The following is a 2,726-nucleotide window of genomic DNA, read 5'->3' as shown; positions in this document are numbered from 1 at the left end:
GCCATGCGGAATGACAATCTGCGAGTCGGTCGGGCGCCGCTTGTCGGCCGCATCCAGCAGATCCTGGAACGCCTGGATGCGCGCTTTCGACTTGGTCTGCCGGGCTTTTGGGCTGGACTGGATCCACTCGCGCTCGCGGCCGATCGCCCGCTGGCGCGCGTCGTCCTCGCGGCCTTCCTGCTTGAGCCGCTTGGCTTTGGCTTCGAGATATTTGGTGTAGTTGCCCTCATAGGGAATACCACGGCCGCGATCGAGCTCCAGGATCCAGCCGGTGACATTGTCGAGGAAGTAGCGATCGTGGGTGATGATCATCACCGCGCCCGGATAGGCGCGCAGATGCTTTTCCAGCCAGGCCGTCGTCTCGGCGTCGAGATGGTTGGTCGGCTCGTCGAGCAGCAAGAGGTCGGGCTGGCGCAGCAGGAGCTGGCATAGCGCGACGCGCCGCCGCTCGCCGCCCGACAGCTTGGTGACGTCGGCTTCCTTGGGCGGGCAGCCCAGCGCTTCCATCGCCATTTCGACCTGCTGTTCGAGATCCCACAGGTTCAGCCGGTCCATCTCGTCCTGGAGCTTGGCCGACTCGTCGGCCGTCTCGTCGGAATAGTTCATCATCAATTCGTTGTAGCGCTCGATGATCGCGGTCTTGGCGGCGACGCCTTCCATGACGTTCTCGAACACAGTCTTGCTCGGATCGAGTGCCGGCTCTTGCGCCAGGTAGCCGACGGTGGCGCCTTCGGCCAGCCACGCCTCGCCGCTCCACTCCTTGTCGATGCCGGCCATGATCTTGAGGATGGTCGACTTGCCCGCGCCGTTCGGCCCGAGGATGCCGATCTTCGCGTCCGGGTAGAAGGAGAGGTGGATGTTCTCGAGCACCTTCTTGGTGCCATAGGCCTTGTTGAGGCCGGCCATGTGATAGATGAACTGGCGTGCCACGCGCGCTTTCCCTGAAAAGTCGACTGTAATGTCGGATTGAATGGAAGTTGGGCGCTATGTAGGCGATGCCGCGCCGAACGGCAAACTGTTTTGGCGCCTCACGCCTGCATTCGGGCCGAAGACGCTCATTGAACTGGCGCCGCTTTCGGTTCGCTGGACAATCCGGCGAAATCTGCGGTTAACCATTCCGCGTCAGAAAGGTGTTGGATGGGGAATCGCCGGCAAGCCGCGATTTCTGCAGAGAAAGATCGGATCGACGGCGTTGCTGAACAGTTTCCTGCTCCTTGCCGAAGCGGTTCTCTACTTCGGCGTCATGGTCACGCTTTTCCGTTTCAGGCACCGCATCGGCCTCGGCGTGTTTGTCTGCGCCCTCGGCGTCATGCATTTTCTCGAAACCTACCTCGCCAGCGTCTTCTATGTCGCGCTGCCGTTCGGCATGGTTTCGCCCGGGTCCGCGGTGCTGTTTTCCGGCAAGCTGGTGATGCTGCTGCTGCTCTACATCAAGGAGGACGCGGCAACCGTCCGGCAGCCGATCTACGGCCTGCTGCTCGGCAATGCCCTGATGATCGGGCTTGTGCTGGTCCTGCGCCTGCACGAGCTCGCAGCGCTTCCCAACGGCAGACGTCCCGACATCGGCTTCATCGACCAGATGGGCTGGCTGATGGTGTGGGGCACGACGCTGCTCTTCCTCGACGCCATCCTGATCATCCTGCTTTACGAAAAGCTCGGGCGTTATCTGCGCAAGGCGCTGTTCTCTCGCATCCTGATCTCCGTCGCTTGCGTGCTCACTTTCGACCAGACTGGATTTTTCACCGCGCTGCACTTCGTCACCGGTGCGCCGATCGCGGTTTTCTTCGGCGGCTGGTTCGCCAAGATGGGGGCGGCGCTTGCCTACAGCATCATGCTGGTCGCTTATATCAGATGGTTCGAGGCGCGGCAGATCCCGGCGCCGCGTGGACTATCCGACATCTTCGACACGTTGACCTATCGCGAGCGCTATGAGGCGCTGGTCGAGCATGTCGGCCGCGACGGCCTCACCGGTCTGCTGCACAGAGGACGCTTCGACAGCGACGGCGAAGCCGCTGTTGCGGCCAGCCTGCGGACGGCCAAGCCGCTCAGCCTCTTGGTCATCGATGTCGACCACTTCAAATCGATCAACGACCGCTTCGGCCACGCCGAGGGCGACAAGGTGCTGAAATCCGTCGCCGCCCTGCTTGGCGAGATTGTCGGTCCAGAGGATCAGGTGTTCAGAATTGGCGGCGAGGAATTCGCCATCCTCTGCTCACGTTCGCATTCGGTCGCCAGGCTGCTTGGCGAAAGCATCAGGCACGCGGTCAAGGCATCCGCAAACACGAGCCGGTTCGACATCACCGTCAGCGCCGGCATCTCCACTGTCAGCGAGACAACCCGCTGCCTTGCCGATGTTTTTGCGCTGGCCGATCAGCGCCTCTACAAAGCCAAATCGACCGGACGCGACCGAGTCGTCGGCGAACCGGGCGGCCACGAGGCTGACAGCCTCACCGCGTGGACCAGATCAGGACGCGGCATCGGCGCATAGCATCCAGACCGGCTCGGCGTGTCACTGGAACTCGATCGGATCGACGGTGCCTTTCGGACAGCCGGCATTGTTCGTCGGCACCGATGCCAGCAACAGCTCACTGAGCGAAGAGTTCGGACCGATCGGGCCGGCCAGGCCGAGTGTCAGTTCGCCGATCAGCCGCCTGCCGCTCGAATGGTCGTTCAGACAGGAGACGCGAACCCGCTCGCCCGCGCCGGGACCGAAAGCACTATCGAAG

2 protein-coding genes and 1 pseudogene are annotated in these 2,726 nt (G+C 62.5%); 1 reads left to right on the top strand and 2 read right to left on the bottom strand.

Annotation, left to right across the window (positions count from 1 at the left end):
* On the bottom strand, positions 1–930 hold a 930-nt coding region (locus EOA86_RS29700), incomplete at its 3' end, for an ATP-binding cassette domain-containing protein (protein WP_128344903.1).
* 262 nt (positions 931–1,192) lie between these two features.
* On the opposite strand from EOA86_RS29700, the gene EOA86_RS29695 reads away from it, so the two are divergent.
* Entirely contained in the window at positions 1,193–2,488 is a 1,296-nt protein-coding gene (locus tag EOA86_RS29695; protein ID WP_128344902.1) for a GGDEF domain-containing protein, read from the top strand.
* Positions 2,489–2,509: 21 nt separating this feature from the next.
* Here the strand turns inward: EOA86_RS29695 and EOA86_RS29690 are convergent.
* Positions 2,510–2,726: pseudogene (locus EOA86_RS29690) on the bottom strand (ribonuclease); the annotation flags it as partial.

The sequence above is a fragment of the Mesorhizobium sp. M5C.F.Ca.IN.020.32.2.1 genome (assembly GCF_004023105.1).
GTDB lineage: Bacteria > Pseudomonadota > Alphaproteobacteria > Rhizobiales > Rhizobiaceae > Mesorhizobium > Mesorhizobium wenxiniae.
This window is presented reverse-complemented; position numbering and strand designations above follow the sequence as displayed.